We start from the raw sequence: 20,261 nt of genomic DNA on the forward strand, positions 1-20,261 counted from the left end.
ATGAAGAGAAGATTTCTTACGATGGTAATGGTTTTATGTTCTCTGTCCTTGTTTTCAGCAACCCCGAAGGTAGCTGTGGTATTAAGTGGCGGCGGGGCTCGGGGGTTTGCTCATATTGCGGTTCTTGAAGCGCTTGAAAAACAGGGGATTCCCATAGATACGGTCTTCGGTACCAGTATGGGAGCCTTGATTGGTGGGTTGTATTGTGCCGGCTATAGCCCTTCGGATATTCGCAATATGGTTGCAAATATTGACATGATGGCTCTATTCACAGAAAGCCCTTCGGGCAAATCCTATTCTGTTTCGGAAGCTTTCAACGAGATTCCCGAAAATGTATTTTCACTTGGTTTCGACTCCTCCGGGATCGGGAATGCCCCAGGGTTGATCGGGGACCAGAAAATCCTTGCGCTTTTGAATTCCTTGCTTTCGAAGATACCCGAGAATACCAATTTTGATGATCTTACAGTCCCTTTCCGCTGTGTTTCCACCGATGCGTTCAGTGGAAGGCGGATTGTCTACAGGGACGGATCGCTGGTCACTGCCATCCGGAGCAGCATATCACTTCCCATTATTTTCACTCCGTATCCCCAAAAGGACGGTAAGTATGCTATGGATGGAGGGTTGGTTGACAACATGCCTGTCCAGTTGGCAAAGGATTTTGGTTTTGACATAGTCATTGCCTGCGATGTGAACGCGAAGCAGCGGACCAGTTCCGAATCGTTGGACTCTCTTTCTGCCGTTATTACCCAGACCCTCTTATTGGTCACCCAAGCGGGTGTAACCATACAATATCCCCTGGCCGATATCCTGCTGTTCCCGGAGCTCGGGGATATAAAGACCCTGGATTTTTTCAAGGCCGAGGAAATAATCAAGATCGGGGAAGAAGCCTGTGTGGACAAGGAGCTTGAATTAAGTGACCTGGCCAAACGTATCGAACAGGACAGGCCGCTTGCCTACCTTCCCCCTGGAAGGAAAGGGATGTATTTTCAACTTCCTGATCCGCTTATCAGGGAAGTCAAGATTATCGATACCTCCTCATTCAAGGCTCTCCGGATTCCCCAGGCAGAGATTTTCGATTCCTTCATAGGCCGTAGCCTGGATGAATCGACAAAATATAATCTTTCGTTGGCACTTGATCGCATAAAGAGAAATTATGGGTTGTCCTCTGCAAGTTATGATATGACCGAGGTAAATGAGAGCGGAGGCATCCTGCTGATAAATGTCAGGTCCTTCCAGGAACCCTCCTCAAAGGTCAGCCTGGGGGTTAACGGAACCCTTGGCTTTTCTTCAAATACCCCGAATGCCGTTGGCTGGGCGCTTCCCGAAGTCCATTTGAATGCTTTGTTTTCCCATGTTTTCCTTACTGATTTCTCTTTCGATACAACTATCTCGGTAGGGCAAACCCTACGATTGGATTTTGCGACAAAATATCCCTTTATAGCGACTCCTTCCTCTTCCTTGGACTTCGTGGTCAACACGGCAGTCCAACAAGGAAGCCTGACGCCTCTTGACAGCAAAGTCAATGGGAACCGTGAAGCTGACCTTGACCATGGGTTTCTATTCGATCTTGGGCTAGACCTTCATTTCAAGGATTACGGCAGAGCTGATGCTGGCTCCCTGTTTACCTTTGTGTATATCGATTCAGATGCCTGGGATGATGCACACTTCCTTGTTATTCCCACACTCTATGGGTCGATGGTATGGAATTCGCAGAAAGGGATTTTTTCCCCTGATGGCTTGAAGGCTGAATTTTCGGCCGCCGTAGGCAGTACCGATGTCCTTTTATATTCAGTACGAGCCTCTATCTGTGAGAGATATGTGGTCAGGAAAGTCGATAGTGTCAGATGGGATTTGCAATACGCGACCATACGGTTTCCCCACCAATTGCTTTCTTCCTATGTAGATTTCGGAGGGCTTTGCGGTATGCCCGGTTACAGTGTGGGGACTCTCAAGCGCGATATGATCATTGGAGGTTTTACCTGGCAGCATGACCTTGGGGAAATGAATGGTTTCCCCCTGCATGTCATGGCAGTTTGCAGAATTGGGACGGCAGATGGCTATGACCCTTATTCAGCCTCTATCGAACCTGATCCGGCATTCTTTGCCGACTGTATCGGGCTGGAAGCCGGATTTGGCCTAATGATAGGGGCTGAGACCCCTGTCGGGAATATCATAGCCGGTCTTGGTGCCAGCATGCAGGGAAATCTTTCCTTCATTATAGGGATTCTTTGATGAGTGAACGTTGGAATTCGTATGGACCCTATCTGGAAAAAATCTATGGAAGCCGTGTATACCGCATCGGCATAGACGGGGGCTTTTCCTGCCCTAACCGTGATCGCAAGAGAAGTGGCGGCTGCATTTATTGTGACGGTACCGGGGCTTCCGCCATCTACCAGCGTACAAAGGAGAGGGGCTTTACCCATAAAAGTTCCTTTAATGAGACGGTAAGCAATTCCGATCCTCTCGATGTCCCTTCCCTGGAGCAACGGTGCCTTTCAGTCAAGAACCAGATTGAACGGGGGAGGCAATTCTTACGGCAACGATATAAAGCGGATATGTTCAGTGCCTATTTTCAGGCCTGGACCAATACATATGCAGATATTGCTACCTTGAAATCCTTGTATGACTGTGCACTGGATGAGGGACCTTTTACTGAATTTATCATTTCGACCCGACCGGATTGCCTTGGCCCAGAGATTCTTGATTTACTGGAGAGCTATAAGGGTCGGGTTGAAAAAGTGTGGGTAGAATTAGGATTGCAGAGTGCTGATAATGCCACTTTGGAATTGATTGAACGGAATCATACAAAAAATTGTTACATTCAGGCAGTAAAAGCGTTACATGAGAGAGGCATCGGTGTTTGTACACATGTTATTACCGGGTTGCCTGGAGAATCCCTGCAGGGTTATATTGAAACTGCACGCCTTATCAACCAAGTGGGGAGTGAAGCGGTGAAGATTCACAATCTCGATGTGTGTGGAGGAACCAAGCTCAATGACTGGTATGCAGAGGGTGAGGTGAGCGTGGCCTCGAGCCGAAGACATATCGAGAATTGCATAGGGGTGTTACGGCACCTGAATAAGGAAATTGTCATTGAAAGAATTATCTGTGAGACTCCCCAGCACCGTTTGGTAGCCCCCAGAAATTTTCCCGACAAAAGTGCCTTTCTCTCTTCACTGAAGAAGGCAATGGAGCACCTAGATTATACGCAAGGGGATTTGGCATGAAAAAAAGACTACCGTTACAGTCAATTATCAGAATAGTTGGAATTGTCTCTACCTTACTTACAGTCCTTGCAATATTCTATTTCTCACTGATCCCGACACAGGCTTATCCTCGGTTTTCTTGGATTCCCTTCGCGGACAAAGGCGACCATATGCTCGCTTATACTGCCTTGGGTTTTTCACTTTTCCTTGCAACGCTGCAAATTCCAGGATCAGGCAAGCCTCGTAGGGACCAGAATGCCCATTCAACGCTGCATCTGACCTCCTGGTCGGGACGTTCCATTTTGATTTCCCTCATTGTAGGGGCTTTGCTCGGGTCCTTTGTCGAAGTAATACAACCGTTCTTCGGGCGTTCCCGTGAATGGCTGGATTTCTTTGCAGATGTTATGGGCTTGGTGGTTGGTGTTGCAATCGCTTTGATGATTCTCAAGGTAGTCGGAGGGTTTTTCGTAACCCGTCCCTGGCTATATGACCCGAATTGGGAGGCTGAGGTACATGACTCTTTCTGAAAAAATAACCGAGGCCTTGCGGCAGGCTGTAGTCAGTCTTTCCCCCGATGTCCTTGCCTGTCTGGACAGGGCCATTGAAGAAGAATCGAAGGGAATGGGGGAGGTCCATAGTGATGCAAGCCTCATGGTTTTGCAGGCAATCAAGGATAATTTGGAGATTGCAAGTCAAAAAGGGCTTCCCATGTGTCAGGATACTGGGATGTTTGTCGTATTTGTAGACTTGGGGCGAGATTGTCCCCTGTCTCCTACCCTGATTGAAAAAGCCATCAAATGTGGTTGCCTTGAAGCTGTACAACAGGCCTCCTTTCGGCGTTCGGTAGTGGCTGAGCCTGTTTTTGAGCGAAAGAATACCACTGACAATCTTCCCCCTGTCATTTCTTGGAAATTGGTCGATGGATCGTCTGTGGCTATCCACTTTTTGCTCAAGGGGTTTGGAAGTGAGAATTGCAGTTCTGTGAGGATGCTCAACCCGACAGGAGGCAGTGCTGCGGTAGTTGACGCAGTAGAAGAAATCGTCCGCCTTGCCGGTGGAAAACCCTGTCCCCCGATTTTCCTTGGGGTCGGCCTTGGCGGTACCATGGAACGTGCAGCACTGTTGTCAAAACGAGCTCTTCTGCGAGACAGCGGGAAGCAGAATGCAAATCCAAAGTATGCAAGCCTGGAACAGGAGATTCTGGACAGGGTCCAGAACCTGCATATAGGAAGCGGTGGTTTTGGAGGACGTGTCACCGCCCTCAATGTCGCCGTTGAATATGAACCTACCCACATTGCCGCTCTTCCTCTGGCTGTTTCCATCAATTGCTGGGCAGACCGGAAGGCTACCGTGATATGGGAGGGTGAAGATGCGTAAGGTTACTCTTCCTCTCTCTTCCCAAGATGTGCAGTCCTTGCGGGCTTTTGACCAGGTACTGCTTAGCGGTGAACTCTATGTAGGCAGAGATCAAGTTCATAGTCGTTTGGTTACCCTGTTGGATAACAACGAGCCATTGCCTTTTTCCCTTTCGGGCCAGACCATGTACTACATGGGTCCTTCGCCTGCCCCTAATGGGCATCTGATAGGATCTTGTGGGCCGACCACCAGTGCAAGGATGGATGCGTTCTCCCCGAGGCTTTTGGACCTTGGGCTCAAGGCCATGGTGGGAAAGGGTCCACGGAGCAAAGCCGTGGTAGATTCCATTGTGAAAAACCAGGCAGTCTACCTGCAAGCCTTTGGTGGATGCGGGGCGCTCTATGCCTCAACGGTTACAAAAGTCGAGACAATAGCCTTTTCAGACCTTGGGCCTGAGGCCCTATTGCGACTTACCGTGGAAAATTTTCCGGTTATCGTAGCCATAGACTGTTTTGGAGGGAGTGTCTATTCACTGTAGGTTGTAATTGCATACCCCCAAGAAACCGCGCATTTGCATGAAGCATCTTGCTGGGTATGGTTTTATTGCCACTTTTATTCTTTTTGCTGGACGTTTTTCAGTTTGTGCTATACAGTTTTCTGTATGCAAGCCTCCGGCCAGGGGTTGTTGTCATCTCGGGGTGAATGGCAATGCTATCTGGTTTTGGTACTTGATTTGTGCTTGGAGGCAAAACCCCTGCAACGGAAGGATACGACCGTGAAGAATTTCCCTATTTTTTGTATTACCTCATGTATGGTTTTTCTTTTTTTGACCGGATGTAAGACTTCACAGGAAGAATTGCCCGTGGTAGCTGTTGATAAGCAACCTTCAACTGAGCAAGTGGCCTCTTCCCCCATTCTTGAACCCGATTCAATCAAAGATCTTGCGATTCCTACCACTATGGAAGACCGTTTTAGCTATACCTATGGGTATATGCTGTTTTCTACAATGAAACAGCAGGGTTTCGAAACCATGGATAGTGAGTATTTTGCCAAAGGCGTCTGGGATGCCGGAAACGGTGAACGTTATTTCACCCAAGAACAGATGTCCCAGATTTTGCATGAGGTCCAGTCAAAAATGCTTGAGCAAGCACAGGCAGAACTAGAAACCTTGGCTGCACACAATCTTGCAGCGGCAGAGGAATTCCTGAAAGTCAACAAGACCAGGGAGAATGTCATCACGACTGATTCGGGTCTTCAGTACCAAATCCTTCGCGAGGGTAAGGGAGTGTCTCCCACTCAGGACGATATAGTGGACATCGACTACCGGATCCTCCTATTGGACGGAACCGTTCTTGACAGTTCCTATGATCGAGGCTATTCCTCCTCTTTTCAGTTGAAGGAGATCAAGGTCCCCGGTTTTATCGAAGGTGTCAAACATATGAGCCCTGGTGCAAGTTATAGGTTTTGGATTCATCCCGACCTAGGCTATGGGACAGAGGGAAACCAGACAATTGAACCCAACTCCCTGCTGATTGTCGAAGTTGAGCTCAAGTCAGTAAAAAATGCTACTGTTTAATACGTAGTGTAGGTCTTCTGGGTATCGGCGACGACTCTGTTTCTCAATAGATCGGCAAAAATATTTCCAGAAGGTCACCTAAATGACTGCATTCATACGTGGGTAGCAGCGAAAGGTCTGAAGGCTTGCTTTCAAAGTTTACCCAGAGGGTGTCGATGTTGCTGTCGATGCCCCCTTTTATATCACTGGACAGGCTATCGCCGATCATGATGCATTCTTCTTTCCTGTTTGTAAGGTTTGCCTTCTCGAGCATGTATTCAAAGAACCGGGTATCGGGTTTCTGGAAACCGAGTTCCTCGCTGATGAAAATCCCTTCGAAATATTTTTCGATAGCTGAAGCGGCAATCCTTCCCCTCTGGACATGGGAAATGCCGTTGGAAGCAAGAAAAAGGTGGTATCCGCGTTTGGAAAGGGCTTCCAAAAGGGGAATACTGTCTTGGAACAGGATGCCCTGCCTGGATAGATGGTCTTCAAAGGCTGTGCTGGCTTCTTTACAGTCAAGATCGAGTCCTGCCAGGCTCGAAAAATCTCTGAAACGCTTTGTTTTCAATTCTGTAAGGGTGAGGGTCCCTTGCTCGAATTCCCTCCAGCATTGTGCATTAGCCCCCATATAGAGACTCATGTATGCTTTCGTATCGGGAAAAGCCAACTGTGCCGATAGAAGGGAAAATGCTTTTTTCTCTGCAAGGGAGAAATCGAACAGAGTGCCGTCGGCATCAAAAAAAAGATTTCGATACATTGTTATTCTTGTCCTTTACTTGTAGGGGTCTCACGAGTACCATATAGAAAAAGGCTTCTGCTGTACAGCAGACACCGATAATGGAGACTGTTACCATGGAAAAATCCTTTCTGAAACGTCATCTGAATATTGCCCTGTTCACTGGCGTTGTTATTGCCGCCCTGGGTCTCTACATGTTGTTCCAGAGTGAGTCGTTCGTCGAGGTACTCGTCACCATCTTGGGCATCTCGATGGTTCTTTCCGGTATCTATGCAGTCTTTTCCATGCGTTCCTATGCATGGGGTAAAAAGAGCAAAATCCTGTACCTGCTCAAGAGCCTTGGAAGCATTCTCATTGGAGCCTTGGCGGTAATCCTGCCATTCACTGTAGCAAATATCAGTTGGAATGTTTTGATTTATCTGCTGGCAGCACAGCTGGCAATCTCGGCAGTGGTTTCCCTGTTCAATGCAGTCATCCTGCGCAAGGGTGAGAAAAGTGTTTCCCCTATCTTCGCCGAGGCATTGTTTTCCCTTGTCTTTGCAATCCTTCTTTTTGCGTTTCCCCGCCAGATAGGTTCAATGATTTTGAAAATAATCGGCTTTGTCATTTTTGCCTCAGGCCTTGGCATTGTAGTCTGGTCTTCCTGGATAAAAAGGATTTCAAGACAGTTCAAGGATTCTTCGGCAATCGAGTCAACTGCGGAATTGATCGAGGAAAAGGACAGCAATCCAAGGGACTAGGGGATCAGATAGCTCCCGTAAAGGGCAAAACGTGCTATCCCCTCTGAGTCCGGGATAGACTCAGGCCCTGCTGAGATGACGGAAACTTGCAAGGGTAATGCCTTTCTTGAGAAGAGATAGTCTATCCTCTCCTCCAATTCTTTGGTTTTTATTGTATTGCCGGCATCAGTAGCCTCGCTATAATGGGTTAAGCGGTAGCCATCAAAAAAAGCTTCCTGTTCGAACGTATCACATAGGGGCCACAAGTATTCCATCTGCCGGTAGGGTATGGGGCTGAAGGTGTTCCAATCCTGGTATGAAGGTTCATACAGGGAGGCTCCTATGATCGTAGGCATCGTATTGGTGCCTTCATTGATAATTGCCTGGACCTTTTCGATTCTCGAGGGAGCTTCCTTTTTTTGGAGGGCTTTCCAATCCTTTCCCTGTAAAAATGCCTGAATAACCGAGTATTGGGGAAGGTTGGCCAGCGAGAGCCGGATGGTTGTATTTTCATTGTATTGGATTACCATTCCACTATCTGTAGTATCGACAACCTTGAAATCCGAAAGGATTGCCCCTCCTTCGAATAGCACCGCATTGTACCCCAGAAGCCTGACCAAGGATATGACATTCTCCAAGGATCCGGTGAGGAATATGACAGGTGCTTGCAAATCGCTGATACTTTTGGCCACTTCAGCGGCCTTTTCTTCGTCTTCCCAGGGTCTGTCGCTAAGGGGAATCATCAGGACGTTGAGTTTTTCTCCCTGCTTTGCAAGGATGAATGGTCTTTTCGTAGCATAGGGTCTGGGGAAGGTAATCTGGTCCAAGGGTGGAATCTGCATGATCTCAGCTTCATGCTCTTTGCGCAACTGTTCTATTTCTGCAAGACGTTTTTCTTGTGCATCAGCAAGGTCCTGCGCTTTTTTTTGGGCTTCCAGCAACCTGGCCTCTTCTGTCTGCCTCATTTGTGTCTCTTTTTCTTGTTCGAGGCGTATGTTTTTCTCTATGGTCAGCTGCAAGGATTCCAGCTGGTCTCTCAATGATAGGTTTTCCTTTGACAGCGAAGCGATAGTAGCCTGGGCTTCCTCCCAGGCTTGCTTTTGCTCAGCTTCGGTTTTCTGTATGGCCAAAGCTTCCGCTTCTGCTTTCTGCTGTGCCTCCAGAAGGGCTTGCTGTTTTAAAAGCTCCTCCCTCTTGGCATCTTCTTGTGCCTGCAAAAGGGCTTGCTGTTGTGCCAAGGCATCTTCTTTTTTCTGTTTTTCAGCCGCTATCTGGGAATATCGGGTCTCCAGAACGGGGGTTTGTGAGAAAGAAGTGTTGGATTCGATACTAGATTGGGCATCTCTTTGGGTATACGTCTGGCAACCCGAGAACGACAACAGTATACCTACGATAAGAAATGCAAACAGGTAATATCGTTTTGTCATTGTGTATTCCTTAGAAGTTAAAAAATGCTTCCGCTCTGGCCTTGGCGTCGGTTTTCTTTTTCTGCTCTTCTTTGCTGTATTCACCAAGCATAAAGGCGTCGCAATAGTTTGGCTCTGTCTTTTCCTCGATATATTCTTCAATACCCTCAAGACAGTCGTGGTACGATCCAGGGCTGTAAAACCTGCAGTTGAAGCAACTATGGAGAGGTTTTCCGCAGGATGGACAAAGCGTCGTCGTTCCTATGATGAGCGTAGATTCGATTGTGACATGGCAATGGTGGCATGCTTTCATGGCTAAAATTCCAGTCTTTCCCCGTACTGGGCTAATTCGCCTTCAGCATAGGTCGTTTTGATAAAGCCTAATTTTTGGTTATCATCCTCAAACCTGGGGATGACATGGATATGAAGGTGGGGGACCTCTTGTCCGCTGGCTTTGCCGTTGTTGATCATGATGTTCGTCCCGTCACAGTGAAGGACGGCCCGTAGCTTCTTGTCTGCTTCCTTTGCAAGGTGCATCATGTGCCCCAGCGTTTCATCAGGACATTCGCTGATTGTCGGGTAGGGGTCCCTTGCGATGATCAAGAGATGGCCTTTGCAGACAGGATTGATATCGAGGATTGAGATGCATAAATCATCTTCATGTAGTTTTACAGAAGGGATAGTCCCTTTAATGATTTTTGAAAAAATGGTTTCCATATGATACCTCGACGCCATTGTAGCACACAAGTGTCGATTCGGAAAAGGATTGTAAGAACAAAAGGGATTGCACAAAAATACCTAATGTACTATTATCTGCGGAGGTACGCTAGCTTTACAGTGTGCTAGGTAGTTATGTGCCTTAACCCTTTGGTTCTAATTCTAATACTGAGGGAAAAAAGGTTTCTACATTCGGGAAATTTAAGCTGTGGTTACTTACTGCAGCATCGCTTATATTCTATATTATAGAGGTTTAACAGTATGGCTGACTTGCAACAAATGAGGAATATCGGAATTAGTGCCCACATTGACTCGGGTAAAACAACTCTTACCGAAAGGATCCTCTACTACTGCAATAGGATCCACGAAATTCATGAAGTTCGTGGCAAGGATGGCGTTGGTGCTACCATGGATAGCATGGAACTTGAACGCGAACGTGGAATCACGATTGCTTCAGCTGCGACAAACGTTACGTGGAAAGACACGGAAATCAATATTATCGACACCCCGGGACACGTTGACTTCACCATCGAGGTTGAACGTTCTTTGCGTGTTCTTGACGGTGCAATCATGGTATTGTGCTCAGTAGCAGGTGTGCAGAGCCAGTCGATTACTGTTGACCGTCAGATGAAACGCTACCATGTTCCCCGAATTGCATTTATCAACAAGTGCGACAGAACCGGTGCAAACCCCTACAGGGTCCAGAAGCAGCTGGGTGAGAAACTCGGCTTGAATGCCGTATTGATCCAGATTCCCATTGGTCTTGAAGACAAGCTTGAGGGTGTCGTTGACCTTATCAGCATGAAGGCACTCTATTTTGATGGTGGTGAGAATGCGGATTCAATGCGTGAAGCAGAAATCCCAGCAGAATTGCTTGAAGAAGCAAAAGCCAAGAGAGAAGAGATGCTTGACGGTGTTTCCATGTGTTCCGATGAACTGATGGAAGCCATGCTCGAGGACAACGTAACTGAAGAAATCATCCGCAACGCAATCCGCAAGGCAACCATTGCCCTGCAACTCTGCCCTGTCATGATGGGTTCTGCTTACAAGAACAAGGGTATCCAGGCTTTGCTCGATGGTGTCATAAGCTATCTCCCAAACCCCACTGAAGTTACCAACAGGGCTCACGACCTCGACGATAACGAGAAAGAGATTATTCTTCCTTCCGATGAAAACCTTCCTCCCGTTGTCCTCGCCTTTAAACTTGAAGATGGTCAGTATGGTCAGTTGACATACATCCGTGTCTATCAGGGTAAGGTCAAGAAGGGTGATGAACTGTACAATACCCGTAGCCATAAAAAGTTCAGGGTTGGCCGTTTGATCAAGATGCACGCTGCAACGATGGAAGATCTCAGCGAAGCAGGCTGTGGTGAGATTGCTGCCTTGTTTGGCATTGACTGCGCATCCGGCGATACATTCTGTGATCCTAAGCTGAACTATTCCATGAGTTCCATGTTTGTTCCCAACCCCGTTATTTCCCTGTCTATCAAACCGGTAGACAAGAAATCTGCGGACAATATGGGTAAGGCACTCAACAGGTTCACCAAGGAAGATCCTACCTTCCATTGTTATGTTGACCCAGAGTCCAACCAGACTATCATCCAGGGCATGGGCGAATTGCACCTTGAAGTATATGTTGAACGCATGAAGCGCGAATACAAGGCTGAGGTAGAAATCGGCGCACCTGAGGTCTCCTATCGTGAGGCTATCACCCAGCGTGCCGACTTCAACTATACGCACAAGAAGCAGACTGGTGGATCCGGGCAGTATGCCCGTGTTGCCGGTTATATGGAACCGATTCCCGATCCTGTAGAAGGTGAGGAAGTCAAGGAATATGAGTTCTCCGACGAAATCAAGGGTGGATCTATTCCCAATGAATATATCCCTTCCTGTGACAAGGGCTTCCAGGCTGCAATGAAAAAAGGCACTCAGGTCGGCTTCCCAGTCAGAGGTGTCCGTTGTGTTGTCAATGATGGTGCCTGGCACCCGGTCGACTCTTCCGACATGGCATTCCAGTCTGCAGCCCTCGGTGCATTCAGGGACGCTTATGAGAAAGCCAAGCCGGTTATCCTTGAACCCATCATGAAAGTCGAGGTTGTTGCCCCGACCGAGTTCCAGGGAAGTCTGTTTGCTTCGATTAACCAGAGACGCGGTATCATCATCAGTTCCACTGAAGATCATGCTATGTGTACTGTATATGCCGAAGTTCCTCTTTCCGAGATGTTTGGGTATTCCACGGCACTCCGCTCCCTTACCCAGGGTAAAGGTGAGTTTGCCATGGAAGTCTATAAGTACGGCCGCGTACCGATGGGCGTTTCCGAGCAGCTCAAGAAAGATTATCAAGAGAAAAGAAAGAACGAACAGAAATAGTTGTTTGTTCCTTCCACAAAAAAACCGGGCAGTATTTTCTGCCTGGTTTTTTTATGGGTTTGCCCTTTCATTTTTTTGTCTTGGCCTCTGCCAGAAAATTCTTACAAACGGAGCAAGATGTTCTTCTGGCAAAAAGTTCCCACGATGGGGAAAAACCATAGTATACTTTACATGAACCAAAAATCTTCTCGGAGGTGAGCATATGGAAATCGAAGAGTTGAACGACTTGAGTCCGCTTAGGGTGTTTGAGAAATCGCTGGACGGTGGGCTCGGTCGTGGAAATCTAGGTGTACTTGTTTCTCGTCATGGGGTAGGAAAAACAGCCTGCCTGGTCCATCTGGCTACTGACAAGCTTCTAAGGGGTGAACATGTCATCCACGTTTCGTTTTCTGGGAATGTTGAACATGTAATCAATTGGTACAAAGAAGTTTTCAGGGAAGTGTCGGAAGGAAAGAGTCTGGATGACGCGGCTGTTGTCTATAACAACATCCTTTCCAACCGTGTTGTAATGAATTTCAGTCAGGAGAACGTAACCATCGACAAGGTTCTTTCCAGTTTGGAAACCCTTATCAAACATGGTTCTTTCAAGGCTGATGCTATCTTGTTTGATGGCTACAAACTTACTGTGGCAACACCCGAGGATGTTGCAAAAATCAAGAAATTTGCGCAGGATATGAATCTTGAAGTATGGTTTAGTGTTTCCCCGGTCCGTGCCGACGTTGCATATGATGAATATGGCGTACCCAGTACTATGGGAAAATACGCGGAAATGATCGATGTCCTCATTGGCTTGATCTATAATGAGACAAGGGACAAGGTTGTTATGACTGTGGTAAAATCGCATGGCAGCATGCATAAGGAACCTATGGGGGTCAACTTGGATCCAAAAACAATGCTCATCTCCAATTAATATGTAGCAAAGGCCGCGAAAGCGGCCTTTGTCGTATTATGGCGACGCATAAGAAAACCGGCTTGTCCTAAGCCGGTTTCCTTTTAATGTGTGTATCCTTGTCTTTTTCGTTATTCTGGGATGATTCTCCGGTTCTCGCCAACCAGACCGATATGGACTCCCTGGGAAACAAGTTGTTGACGCTCAGGGTGGGCTATCATCCATTTGTTTTTCTTGAAAAGAAGGCGTCCTTCGGGGTCAGGGCAGGTCTTGAGCAGTTCTTTTCCTTCTTCATCCAAAGGTTCGTTTGTATGAAGGGGGAGTACGATGATTGATTTGAAACCTTTTCCCCTGACCGTACAGGGTGCCAGATGCATGACATTTGCATAGATGAGGGACACCGATCCCTTGGGAAAGAAAAACACCTCGGCATCCTGGGTCCGTACGGTATTGAATTCATTCAAGTTCTCAAACGAGCAGAGAAACTGGACGCAGTCGGTTACTGCGACGAAGAGTTCGGGGCTTTTATGGTATTCCATACCATTGATAGTCTGGTTCGTCCCGTTGCAGTACCCTACCTGGATAGGCATATTGCCGAAATAGGTACCAAACTGCCTGGACACTGTACAGTCCTCCAGTCCTTTCAGGCCAGGTTCGTAGATATTGCCTTCTTCTGGAATCGCCGTCAGATTGTCTGCCGTTTCAACCAATTCCGATACGTCCATACCTTTGAGTATTCTTCCGTATTTTCTGAACCGGGAAGAATCCAACGTGAGAATCATGGTTTCTTTGTTTGCAGAAGCCAGTTTTTCCGGAATACTGAAATATCTATCTTTCATTTCACACCTCTAAAAAATGAGCATAAAAAGACCGGTGAGCAAGAGCATGGAAAAAACGATGAGGGAAAACGTACGTGCGTTGACCTTGTCATGGATTTTTTCGCCTGCAAAGATGCCCACAAGCACAAAAGGTACAAGATAAGCCGTTGTTTTTGCAACCGGGGCCGTAAAAGACCCTTCTTTCAAATATACTGCAATGAGAATTGTATTGAGCGTCGTCCAGAGCAGACACAGGGTTGCCCTGAATTTTCCCTTGTCAGGGATATTCCTTGATGCATACAGCACAACCAGAGGCCCTCCTGAAGAAAATATGCCATGGATTACCCCTCCTGCGATAAGCAAAAGGTAGTAGGGTAGGGCTTTCTTTCCGACAAGGGGTTTCTGAATTGAGTTTGTCCTGGATAATCTGATCAGCTGCCAGACAGAGACAATACAGATGAATATTGCCAGAATCAACTTCAATCCACCGCTGTCTATCGACCGGAAAAGATACATGCCGATGGGTAACCCGATAAGCATGAATCCTGCGATGATTGCAAATTGTTTCCAGTCAATGTACTTCCGCTTGGTAATAGCAAAGTAGGCAGCAAGTATCCAAGCCAAGACAGTGATGACCATAACCCCGGTTCTCATACCCAAAAGACCTGTTACGAAGGGCATCGCCAGCACTGAGCAGCCGAACCCGGTAACAGCCTCGAGGGTATGGGTAATGAATACTACGATACCTGAGAGAATGATTGGACTCATAGTTTCTTACCGAGCATTTCGTACAAGGGTTTTTCCCTCATAGGAGGAAGCTGGTTAAGCATCTTCGGGTCGGTGAAAGATCTTTCGAACGTAGCCTCGATTTCCTGTTTCTCTAGAGAGACCCCCAAGTCCGTGAAAGTCTGGGGTACTTTCATTTCCGCTATCAAAGAAGCAATGGTAGAACGGAGGGTTTCAATCAGTTTCGTCTCGTCTGAAATTTCCGGATTGAAATGTGAGGAAATCCTGGCAAGGGAAGAACGGTTCTGTTTTTCTTGGCAGGCCCAGTCGAATACCTCCAAAAGCGTGAATGCACAGGCAGCGCCATGGGGTACATGCCATTCCTCTGAGAGGATGAATGAAATAGCGTGGCCACTTGCAGTACCGGTAATGTTGAACGAGATACCTGCAAGGCAAGAAGCATTGAGCATTTGTTTCTGGAGTTCTTTTCTGTCTTCCTTCTTCTCTACAATAGCACGATAGAGTTTAGGCAGGGTGGTCAATACTTCGATGGCAGCCTGTTCTGCAGCCAATCTCGTTATCGCCGTTGCATTCTTGTTCCAGATAGATTCCAAGGCATGGTCAAGGGCATCAAGGCCTGTGGAGGCACACAGGGAAGCAGGGATCGAGTCAAGGAAAGAACCGACCAGCAATGCCGTGTGAGCATGCATAAGAGGAGAGCCCAGAGTGTATTTTCTTCCCTTGGGGTCGGTATAGACACCGACTTTTGTAACCTCGGACCCGGTACCTGCTGTTGTGGGTATAAGCACAAGAGGAAGGTTCTTTTCGGTAATCTTCCTGCTTGGGGTATTCCCGAGGTAATCTTCCAGGCTTCCTTTGTTGGTTGTAAGCATTGCCAGGGCTTTTGCAGAGTCAAGGACACTGCCACCCCCGATTGAAAGGATGATATCGGCAGTCTCGAATTTCCCGGTAGCATACATTTCCATGATGTCGGTACACAGGGGGTTGGGACGCACAGTATCAAAAATCGAAACAGAACAGCTTTCCTTGAGTTCGTTGATAAGCTCATCCCTTCTCGGGATAGGTGCTTTGTCGCAGACTATTGCAACGTTTAAATCCTCTCGTTTGCCAGCGGCAAACGAAAGGATATGTAAAAGTTGGTCTTTTGAGAGGTCCTCAAAGGAAAGGATATGCACATTGCTGAGCAAACTTCCTATCATTTGAAATTCTCCTCTTCAAGTGCCTTGACCTGGTTGAACGCATTGGTAAGGAATTCTTTTTTGAACTCCATCTTCTGGGTAAATTCCATTCCCAGCCAAGCTTCTACGATCTGGCAACCCAAGAAGGGGGCAGTGATCCAGCCGCCGAGGGTGATGACATTGGAGTTGTTTACGATCTTGGCACGTTCGCCAGAGAAGATATCATCGACTACACAGGCATAGACACCCTTGAACTTGTTGGCAACGATGGCCATTCCCTGTCCTGTCCCGCAGATAAGGATTCCTTTTTCTGCTTTCTTCTCCTGGATAGCCTTTGCTACCTTGGGAGCCTGGATAAAATAGGGCTGGGGTTTGTCTGCGGATTCAATGCCGAAATCAATGATGTCCATTCCTTTTTCTTTGAGAAACGCGACAATTTCCTGCTTGAGGGGAAAACCTGAGAGATCAGATGCAATCGCTATTGTCATGGTACGTACTCCTTTAGTTGGTTTCTTTGACCAGTCGGGCAGCCTGGAGGGCAATTTCCTCTGCTGTCATTTTATAATACTGTTGCAACCAGGCCTGGGTTCCGACCTGTCCGAATTCATCTTGGACACCAACCATTGCCATGCGGGTAGGATGGTTCTTTGCAAGGAAATTGGCAACTGAATCGCCGAGTCCCCCACTTACCTGGTGGTCTTCTGCCGTTACGATCCTGCCGGTTTTCTGTGCATAGGCAAGGACCAGTTCCTCGTCAAGGGGTTTTACGGTGTGCATGTCGATGACTGCTGCCGAGATACCGCTTTCCTTCAGGATTCCTGCAGCCTTGAGAGCCTCAGGGACGAGTATTGCCCCAAGTGCAATGATGGTTACATCGGGTCCGTCCAGCAATACCTTTCCCTTTCCCAGTTCAAAGGTTTCCCCTTCTGCATAGATAGGTTTGACAGCCTTGCGGTGAAGACGCATATAGGTGCATCCCTCATGCTTGGCACATGCACGTACCAAAGCTTCCAGAGAGACAGGGTCGGAAGGTTCGAGGATGGTAAGGTTTGGAATGAGCTTCATCATGCCGATATCTTCAAACGGCATGTGGGTCCCGCCGTTGAAACCTGCCGAAATTCCAGGGTCGGTCCCTACAAGCTTTACATTCAGCCCGGCGTAGTTGGCCGAAATGAAGAACTGGTCGAATACCCTGCGGGAAGCAAAGCAGCCGAAGGTGGCGGCAAAGGGAATTTTTCCGTCGGCACTCAATCCAGCGCTGACACCGACCATGTTTGCCTCGGCCACCCCGACATCGACACTACGCTGCGGATAGACATCCTTGAACTTCATGGTGCCGGTAGCCTTCATGAGGTCAGCTTCTACTACTACTATTGCAGGATTCTCACTGGCCAGGTCAATGAGGGTATCACAGTATACTGCACGCATTTCTTTAGTTTCCATACCTTTCTCCCTTAACCGAGCTCGGCGATCGCCTTGTTGGCTACCGTCAGATCAAAATTCATATTGTGGTTTGATACCAAACCTTCGCAGAAGGCCGCACCCTTGCCCTTGATGGTATCAAGGATGATCATTGAAGGTTTCCCTTCCTGTTGTTTGGCATTCTCGATAGCCTGATGCATCGCCGAATAATCATGACCGTTGACACGCTGTACATACCAGCCGAAGGTTTTCCACTTGCCTTCAATATCTCCAAGACTCATGATATCGTCGGTGGTCCCGTCGATCTGGAGCTTGTTGTAATCGGTAAAGGCGATGAGGTGGTCAAGTTTATATTGGGAGGCAAACATCCCGGCTTCCCAGTTTTGTCCTTCCTGTGACTCACCGTCTCCGATGATTGCATAGGTATAGCAGGGATTCTTGTCCATTCTTCTGGAAAGGGCAAGGCCACAGGCTGCCGAAAGGCCTTGGCCGAGAGATCCTGTGGACATATCGATGCCTGGTGTCTTTAACCGGTCACAATGGCTGGGAAGGTTTGTTCCACCCTGGTTGAGTGTATCGAGTTCCTTTAGGGGGAAGAATCCAAGGAGGGCGAGGGTTGCATATAAAGCAGGACCGCTGTGTCCTTTGGACAGGACAAGAAGGTCTCTGTTCTTCCATAGTGGGTTTTTGGGATCCACTTGCATTTCCTGCGCATAGAGGAGGGCAAGGATGTCGACAACCGACAGTGCTCCTCCGATGTGCCCGACTCCTAGATTACCAATGGTATACAGGGTTTTCTTGCGGATTTCTTTTGCAAAATCCTGAACTTGTTCAAGTGCCTGAGATGAAAGCATCGTGTAGCCTCTCTTTAGTTACTTAGTGAAAGTAAATATATTCCATAATATATGGGTTGTCAAGTTCGACTTTTAGGGTTTTATAGGATATGCGGGTAAAATGGATATCCCTCATGTATGTATATATGCAAATCAGAAAAGGGCCTATTGCCAAGAAAGAGCTCTGCGTTGGCAGTGCGCTGAACGCTTCCAGTCATTTGCTTTTGCAAAGGTATCGAAGGCATCGTATTTTGAAGAATTTGGGACATATGCCCGGTAGACAAATAACTAGGTTGTACCCATGCAGCAAATATTTGGGTTTTTACAGAATTGTTTCTTCCTTATTATATGATAAGCTTGGCAACTGGAGGTTCTTATGATTGTTTTGCATACCAAAGATAGTCGTCTGGTTGTGGATGAGGAATGCGGATTCACCATCACCAGCTGGGAATATAAAGGAATTGAGAGGTTGGTGTTTGACAGAGCACGTATAGCAATGGGTAAAACTAGCGGTATCCCGATTCTTTTTCCGACTCCCAACAGGATAAAAGAAGGTACCTTTGTTTTTGAAGGGCAGCGTTATCAGGGTTTTATGCATGGTAGGGTACGTTTTGAAAGATTTACAGTTCTGCAACAAACTGCAACAACCTGCAAAGGTGCTTTCTGCTGCAGGGAGGGAAATCGAGTGTACGAGACGTTTCCGTTTCTTTTCACCCTGACTATTGAAATTGTACTTGGGGAAAAGGGAATATCCTGGCACTTCGAAATTGAAAACCAGGATGATAAACATCTTCCCTTTGGAATCGCAATCCATCCCTATCTGAAAAAACTGGGGCCTTCACAGATCAAATGCAGTGCTGAATATGTTATGGAAAATGACAACGATCTCTGTCCTTTGGGTTCCTTAGGCGATTCTGCTCTTCTTCAGGCGATAGACGTAGAGGAAACGGATCTGGATTTGGTCTTCTATGCAAAAGAGCATGCCGTTGTTACCGAGTTTTTTACAGGGGGAGCCTGCTATCGCCTTTTTGGGTCCGAGGACTTCCATCATACGGTAATCTATACCCCAAGGCAGGAACCCTTTGTCTGTATTGAACCTCAATCCTGCAGTACCGATTCAATCAATCTGTATTCCCATGGTTTTTCAAAACTGTCAGGGTTGCAGATTCTTTCACCTGGAGAAAAGAAAAAAGAGCTGATAGCTATTGAGCTTGGGGAGTAGATAAAAAAAAATGAAAAAAGTTGACAGAATGACAGAACGCGTGGTTTACTTACTTTATGAAAAAAATTAAAGGAGTTTGTAAATGAGAAACCGTTTTGCGCTTGTTCTGCTATTGCTCTTATTGGTTCCTGTGTTTGTCTTTGCACAGGGTGGTACTGAAAAATCTACGTCTGCAAGTGGTAATTATTTTGATTCTACCGTCAAGATTATCATACCTTATGGGGCTGGTGGTACCCATGATGTAGTGTCCAGAAAGTTTGCTGAAGTAGGCTCAAAATATACCAAAGCCCCGATTGTCTGTGAGAATGTCACCGGTGGAGATGGTATTGTTGCCGCAACCCTGTACACAAAGAAAGATAGGAACGTGAAAGAATTGCTTACCACTTCCTATGGTTTGTGGTATCAGAAGATTGTAAAAGGCGATGCGATCAAGCTTGACCTGGACGAACTGCATCCGATCGGGACCTTTGATGACAGGAGTTACCTCCTCTATGTCAGAGCCAATTCATCCTACCAGACACTTGAAGACCTGATTGCCGAATCAAAAACCAGAGAGATCGTATGTTCTGCCGGCGCTGTCGGTTCAGACGCTCACCTCTGTTTTGGTGGTCTTATCAACCAGGCCGGTGGCAAAAGCCGCATTGCTTCCTATGAAGGCGGAGCAGAGCAGATTAATGCATTGATCAACGGAGAAGTTGACTGTTTCGTGGGAACCCCCCAGGTTGGCCAGCAGTACTTGGAGACCGGCAAGGTCCGTGCCCTTACCTGTTTCAAAGACTTTGACTACGAAGGATTCAAGGATAGCCTTGGTATCGTTGTTCCCAACTGTAGCGATGCCGGTTACCCCAGTTCTGCTATCACAGGCGGCGGTTTCCTCAGTGTCAGAACCGGTGCTGACCCTCAGATTGTTGCCGATGTCGAGGAATTGATGAAAAAAGTATGGGCCGATCCTGATTTCAGAAACTATACCGTTGAAATCGGTTTGAATGTCTACGAAATCTATGGTGAACAACTCCAGGCTCACATCAAGGAAGCTGGAGTAAATGCTACTGCTGCTGCTAAGTCCTTGGGATTGCTTAAATAA

General features: G+C 47.3%; 21 protein-coding genes. 11 read left to right on the top strand and 10 right to left on the bottom strand.

Annotated elements, in window-relative coordinates; genetic code table 11:
- From SPIGRAPES_RS12505 to SPIGRAPES_RS12530, 6 genes are all read left to right on the top strand, one after another.
- Entirely contained in the window at window positions 1–2,232 is a 2,232-nt protein-coding gene (locus SPIGRAPES_RS12505; protein ID WP_014271110.1) for a patatin-like phospholipase family protein, read from the top strand.
- Entirely contained in the window at window positions 2,232–3,227 is a 996-nt protein-coding gene (gene mnmL, locus SPIGRAPES_RS12510) for a tRNA modification radical SAM protein MnmL/YtqA (RefSeq protein WP_014271111.1), read from the top strand. Before SPIGRAPES_RS12505 ends, mnmL begins: the two co-directional genes overlap by 1 nt.
- The gene (locus SPIGRAPES_RS12515; protein ID WP_014271112.1) at window positions 3,224–3,733 is read left to right on the top strand and encodes a VanZ family protein; all 510 of its coding nucleotides are present in this window, start codon (window positions 3,224–3,226) and stop codon (window positions 3,731–3,733) included. Before mnmL ends, SPIGRAPES_RS12515 begins: the two co-directional genes overlap by 4 nt.
- On the top strand, window positions 3,720–4,583 hold the full coding sequence (locus SPIGRAPES_RS12520; RefSeq protein ID WP_014271113.1) for a fumarate hydratase: 864 nt from the start codon (window positions 3,720–3,722) through the stop codon (window positions 4,581–4,583). The genes SPIGRAPES_RS12515 and SPIGRAPES_RS12520 overlap by 14 nt, the downstream gene beginning before the upstream one ends.
- The gene (locus tag SPIGRAPES_RS12525; protein WP_014271114.1) at window positions 4,576–5,100 is read left to right on the top strand and encodes a FumA C-terminus/TtdB family hydratase beta subunit; all 525 of its coding nucleotides are present in this window, start codon (window positions 4,576–4,578) and stop codon (window positions 5,098–5,100) included. The genes SPIGRAPES_RS12520 and SPIGRAPES_RS12525 overlap by 8 nt, the downstream gene beginning before the upstream one ends.
- 273 nt (window positions 5,101–5,373) lie before the next feature.
- A complete protein-coding gene (locus SPIGRAPES_RS12530; protein WP_155816741.1) occupies window positions 5,374–6,138 on the top strand; it encodes an FKBP-type peptidyl-prolyl cis-trans isomerase N-terminal domain-containing protein in 765 nt (254 codons plus the stop codon).
- A 43-nt stretch (window positions 6,139–6,181) separates the two neighbouring features.
- On the opposite strand, the gene SPIGRAPES_RS12535 is transcribed toward SPIGRAPES_RS12530, so the two are convergent.
- Window positions 6,182–6,877, bottom strand: a complete 696-nt coding sequence (locus SPIGRAPES_RS12535; RefSeq protein ID WP_014271116.1) for a YjjG family noncanonical pyrimidine nucleotidase — start codon at window positions 6,875–6,877, stop codon at window positions 6,182–6,184.
- A gap of 95 nt (window positions 6,878–6,972) precedes the next feature.
- Between SPIGRAPES_RS12535 and SPIGRAPES_RS12540 the strand changes: the two genes are divergently transcribed.
- Window positions 6,973–7,596 (top strand): HdeD family acid-resistance protein, encoded by a 624-nt coding sequence (locus SPIGRAPES_RS12540; RefSeq protein WP_014271117.1) that lies wholly within the window; start codon window positions 6,973–6,975, stop codon window positions 7,594–7,596.
- Here SPIGRAPES_RS12540 and SPIGRAPES_RS12545 read toward each other — a convergent pair.
- Genes SPIGRAPES_RS12545 through SPIGRAPES_RS12555 form a run of 3 tightly spaced genes read right to left on the bottom strand, consistent with a single transcriptional unit; the run spans window position 7,593 to window position 9,698 of the window.
- Window positions 7,593–9,002: a hypothetical protein gene (locus SPIGRAPES_RS12545; protein WP_014271118.1), complete on the bottom strand. Its 1,410-nt coding sequence runs from the start codon at window positions 9,000–9,002 to the stop codon at window positions 7,593–7,595. The two genes, SPIGRAPES_RS12540 and SPIGRAPES_RS12545, sit on opposite strands and share 4 nt — an antisense overlap.
- A gap of 10 nt (window positions 9,003–9,012) precedes the next feature.
- Window positions 9,013–9,294, bottom strand: coding sequence for a hypothetical protein (locus SPIGRAPES_RS12550; protein ID WP_014271119.1), 282 nt, complete (start codon window positions 9,292–9,294; stop codon window positions 9,013–9,015).
- Window positions 9,295–9,296: 2 nt separating this feature from the next.
- The gene (locus SPIGRAPES_RS12555; protein WP_014271120.1) at window positions 9,297–9,698 is read right to left on the bottom strand and encodes an HIT family protein; all 402 of its coding nucleotides are present in this window, start codon (window positions 9,696–9,698) and stop codon (window positions 9,297–9,299) included.
- A 261-nt stretch (window positions 9,699–9,959) separates the two neighbouring features.
- On the opposite strand from SPIGRAPES_RS12555, the gene fusA reads away from it, so the two are divergent.
- Both fusA and SPIGRAPES_RS12565 read left to right on the top strand, forming a co-directional pair.
- A complete protein-coding gene (gene fusA, locus SPIGRAPES_RS12560) occupies window positions 9,960–12,068 on the top strand; it encodes an elongation factor G (protein WP_014271121.1) in 2,109 nt (702 codons plus the stop codon).
- A gap of 202 nt (window positions 12,069–12,270) precedes the next feature.
- On the top strand, window positions 12,271–12,978 hold the full coding sequence (locus SPIGRAPES_RS12565; protein ID WP_014271122.1) for a hypothetical protein: 708 nt from the start codon (window positions 12,271–12,273) through the stop codon (window positions 12,976–12,978).
- A gap of 110 nt (window positions 12,979–13,088) precedes the next feature.
- Here SPIGRAPES_RS12565 and SPIGRAPES_RS12570 read toward each other — a convergent pair whose 3' ends face one another.
- From SPIGRAPES_RS12570 to SPIGRAPES_RS12595, 6 genes are read right to left on the bottom strand one after another with little or no spacing between them, the layout of a single operon-like run.
- Window positions 13,089–13,796, bottom strand: a complete 708-nt coding sequence (locus SPIGRAPES_RS12570; RefSeq protein WP_014271123.1) for a DUF4867 family protein — start codon at window positions 13,794–13,796, stop codon at window positions 13,089–13,091.
- Between the two features lie 9 nt (window positions 13,797–13,805).
- Window positions 13,806–14,543 carry a sulfite exporter TauE/SafE family protein gene (locus SPIGRAPES_RS12575; RefSeq protein WP_014271124.1) on the bottom strand — a complete coding sequence of 246 codons (738 nt, stop codon included), beginning with the start codon at window positions 14,541–14,543 and terminating at the stop codon, window positions 13,806–13,808.
- Window positions 14,540–15,721 (bottom strand): iron-containing alcohol dehydrogenase, encoded by a 1,182-nt coding sequence (locus SPIGRAPES_RS12580; protein ID WP_014271125.1) that lies wholly within the window; start codon window positions 15,719–15,721, stop codon window positions 14,540–14,542. The genes SPIGRAPES_RS12575 and SPIGRAPES_RS12580 overlap by 4 nt, the downstream gene beginning before the upstream one ends.
- On the bottom strand, window positions 15,718–16,188 hold the full coding sequence (locus SPIGRAPES_RS12585) for an RpiB/LacA/LacB family sugar-phosphate isomerase (RefSeq protein WP_014271126.1): 471 nt from the start codon (window positions 16,186–16,188) through the stop codon (window positions 15,718–15,720). The genes SPIGRAPES_RS12580 and SPIGRAPES_RS12585 overlap by 4 nt, the downstream gene beginning before the upstream one ends.
- A 13-nt stretch (window positions 16,189–16,201) precedes the next feature.
- Entirely contained in the window at window positions 16,202–17,143 is a 942-nt protein-coding gene (locus SPIGRAPES_RS12590; RefSeq protein WP_014271127.1) for a transketolase family protein, read from the bottom strand.
- A gap of 11 nt (window positions 17,144–17,154) precedes the next feature.
- A complete protein-coding gene (locus SPIGRAPES_RS12595) occupies window positions 17,155–17,976 on the bottom strand; it encodes a transketolase (protein ID WP_014271128.1) in 822 nt (273 codons plus the stop codon).
- A 355-nt stretch (window positions 17,977–18,331) separates the two neighbouring features.
- Between SPIGRAPES_RS12595 and SPIGRAPES_RS12600 the strand changes: the two genes are divergently transcribed.
- Window positions 18,332–19,177 (top strand): aldose 1-epimerase, encoded by an 846-nt coding sequence (locus SPIGRAPES_RS12600; RefSeq protein WP_014271129.1) that lies wholly within the window; start codon window positions 18,332–18,334, stop codon window positions 19,175–19,177.
- An 82-nt stretch (window positions 19,178–19,259) separates the two neighbouring features.
- On the top strand, window positions 19,260–20,261 hold the full coding sequence (locus tag SPIGRAPES_RS12605; protein WP_014271130.1) for a tripartite tricarboxylate transporter substrate-binding protein: 1,002 nt from the start codon (window positions 19,260–19,262) through the stop codon (window positions 20,259–20,261).

It is taken from the genome of Sphaerochaeta pleomorpha str. Grapes, from assembly GCF_000236685.1.
Lineage (GTDB): Bacteria > Spirochaetota > Spirochaetia > Sphaerochaetales > Sphaerochaetaceae > Sphaerochaeta > Sphaerochaeta pleomorpha.